Origin of the sequence: Pseudonocardia sp. KRD291 (assembly GCF_019263595.1) — a bacterium.
Classification (GTDB): domain Bacteria; phylum Actinomycetota; class Actinomycetes; order Mycobacteriales; family Pseudonocardiaceae; genus Pseudonocardia.
In genome coordinates this window covers 1-2,537 of record NZ_JADQDD010000470.1, presented here as the reverse complement: position 1 = coordinate 2,537, position 2,537 = coordinate 1, and the positions used below count along the sequence as shown (strand labels likewise).

The window sequence follows — 2,537 nt, the reverse complement described above, 5'->3', positions numbered from 1 at the left end:
GTGTTGTCGGTCGACCCGCCGATGTAGGGCCGCGACGAGACCGGCCACAGCGCGACGGCGAGCAGCCACCACCCGGCCCCCACGACGATCCCGACGCCTGCCCCGAGGACCTGCGTGATCCGGCGCCGCAGCGACCCGGGAGCCGCCCACACGTGGGCCAGGGTCAGACCCGGTAGCACCAGGAACGCCTGCAGGCTCTTGGCCAGGAACGCGAACCCGATCACCAGACCGGCCAGCAGCAGCCACCGGGTACCGGAGCTCCGGTCGCCGCCCTGCACCGCACGCGTCGTGCAGTACGCGGCGGCGACCATCAGCAGGGCCAGCATCGCGTCCGGGTTGTTGAACTCGAACATCAGCGCGGCGACGGGCGTCAGCGCGAGGACCGCGCCGGCCAGCAGCCCGGCCCCGGGTCCGGCGACCCGGCGGACCGCCGCGTAGAGCAGCGCGACCGCGCCGACGCCCATCAGCGCCTGCGGGACGAGCATGCTCCAGGAGGAGAACCCGAAGATCCGGCCGGCGATCTCCATCGGCCACAGCGACGCAGGCGGCTTGTCCACCGTGATCGCGTTCGAGGGGTCCAGGGATCCGAAGAAGAACGCGGTCCAGCTCTGCGTCCCGGCCTGCACCGCGGCGGCGTAGAACGAGTTCGCCCACCCCGACGCGCCGAGGTTCCAGAGGTAGAGCGCGCCGGTGCCGGCGAGCAGGACGGCCAGGGCCACCCACTCGCGTCCGGACCGGCGGCCGGGTTCCGGCGGGGCCGCGACGGCGTCCGGGGAGGCGGGGCCGGAGCCGTCCGCGTGCCCGCGGACGGCTCCGGTGTCGAGTGTGGTGGCCATCAGGCTGCGATCTCCGGGGACGACGGGACAGGGGCGGCGGGTGCGGCGGCGGAGCGCCGGAACACCCAGGAGCGGAAGAGCACGAACCGGACGACGGTCGCCACCGCGTTGGCGACGACGATCGTCACGACCTCGGCGGCCTGGTGGGCCTCCGGGACGAGGGCACCGAGCAGGGCCAGTGCCGCGGTCGTCAGGCCGAGTCCGATGCCGAACACGATCAGGCCCTGGAACTGGTGGACCGCGGCGCCGTCGCGCCCGCGCACGCCGAAGGTGAACCGGCGGTTGGCCGCCGTGTTGGCGACGGCGCAGATCAACAGCGCCAGCACGTTCGCCGCGATCGCGCCCATCAGCCCGCGCAGCGCGACGAACAGGACGAGGTTGGCCAGCGTGCTGGCGACCCCGATCGCGGCGAAGCGGGCCAGCTGGAACGGCATCGCGCGCGGCACGCCCGGGACCGGGGTGGGGGCGAGCGGGGCGCGGCCGAGCTGGGCCCGGATGTCGGCCAGCGGCAGCGCGCCGGTGGCCAGCGCGCGCCCGACCCGCCACACACCCTTGAGGTCGGCGGTGGCGGTCCGGACGATGTCCACGGAGGAGTTCGGGTCGTCGACCCAGTCCACCGGGACCTCGTGGATCCGCATCCCGGTCCGCTCGGCGAGCACCAGCAGCTCGGTGTCGAAGAACCAGCCGGTGTCCTCGACCAGCGGCAGCAGCGTGCGGGCGACCTCGGAGCGGATCGCCTTGAACCCGCACTGGGCGTCGGAGAAGCGGGCGGACAGCGCCCCGCGCAGGATCAGGTTGTAGGAGCGCGAGATGAACTCGCGCCGGGCCCCGCGCACCACCCGCGACCCCTTGCCCAGGCGGGTTCCGATCGCCAGGTCCGAGTGCCCGGACACCAGCGGCGCGACGAGCGGGAGGACGGCGTTGAGGTCGGTGGACAGGTCCACGTCGCAGTAGGCCAGCACGGCCGCGTCGGAGGCGTACCAGACCTCGCGCAGTGCCCGCCCGCGGCCCTTGCGCTCCAGGCGCACGGTGCGTATCTCGGGCAGCGACGCGGCGAGCCGGTGCGCGATCACCGGGGTGTCGTCGGTGCTGGCGTTGTCGGCGATCGTGATCCGGAACGAGTAGGGGAACGACGTGCGCAGGTGCTCGAGCAGGCGGCGCACCGACGGCTCGAGATCGGTCTCCTCGTTGAAGACCGGCACGACGATGTCGAGGACCGTGCGGCCGGACGGCTCCGGGACCTGCCGGGGGGTGGTCGCGGTGCCGTCCGGGAGGTCGGCGAGTACGGGGCTCATGGGGAGGACACTCGTGGGCGGCGCTGTCGGGGTCGTGTGATCGACCTGTGCGCGAGCTGTGCAGGCGGCCCGCCCCGGTGTCGTCCGCGTCACGCCACCGGCCGGGCCCGGGTCGCCGCTGCCGCCGGTCACGCGGAGGCCTCCGCGCTCAGGTCGTAGAGCGTGACGCCGTCGACGGTCCGTGGGGTGTAGTGCTGCGCCACCCACGCCGCGATCTGCGCGGCCGCGTCGCTGCCGCCGGTGTCGGTGGCGGTCCCGCCGCCCGTCGGTCCGGAGTCCGCACCGCCGACGAACCAGTGGACCTCGCCGTCGGCGACGAGCTGCTGGAAACCCGGCAGCGTCGGGAACGGGTCGGTGCCGTTGAAGCCGCCGAGCGCGATCACCGGGCTGCCGGTGGCCAGCTGGT

2 protein-coding genes and 1 pseudogene are annotated in these 2,537 nt (G+C 74.1%); all 3 read right to left on the bottom strand.

Features of this window, described 5'->3' with window-relative positions; all coding sequences use genetic code 11:
- A partial coding sequence (locus tag I4I78_RS31845; protein ID WP_218615218.1) for a glycosyltransferase family 39 protein occupies positions 1-836 on the bottom strand: 836 nt, incomplete at its 3' end.
- Positions 836-2,131, bottom strand: coding sequence for a bifunctional glycosyltransferase family 2/GtrA family protein (locus I4I78_RS31840; RefSeq protein WP_218615217.1), 1,296 nt, complete (start codon positions 2,129-2,131; stop codon positions 836-838). The genes I4I78_RS31845 and I4I78_RS31840, both read right to left, overlap by 1 nt.
- 128 nt (positions 2,132-2,259) lie before the next feature.
- Positions 2,260-2,537, bottom strand: a pseudogene (locus tag I4I78_RS31835) (glycosyl transferase); the annotation flags it as partial.

Excerpts from the sequence above, each read along its gene's own strand:
- I4I78_RS31840 (WP_218615217.1), bottom strand. The coding sequence starts at position 2,131 with ATGAGCCCCGTACTCGCCGACCTCCCGGACGGCACCGCGACCACCCCC.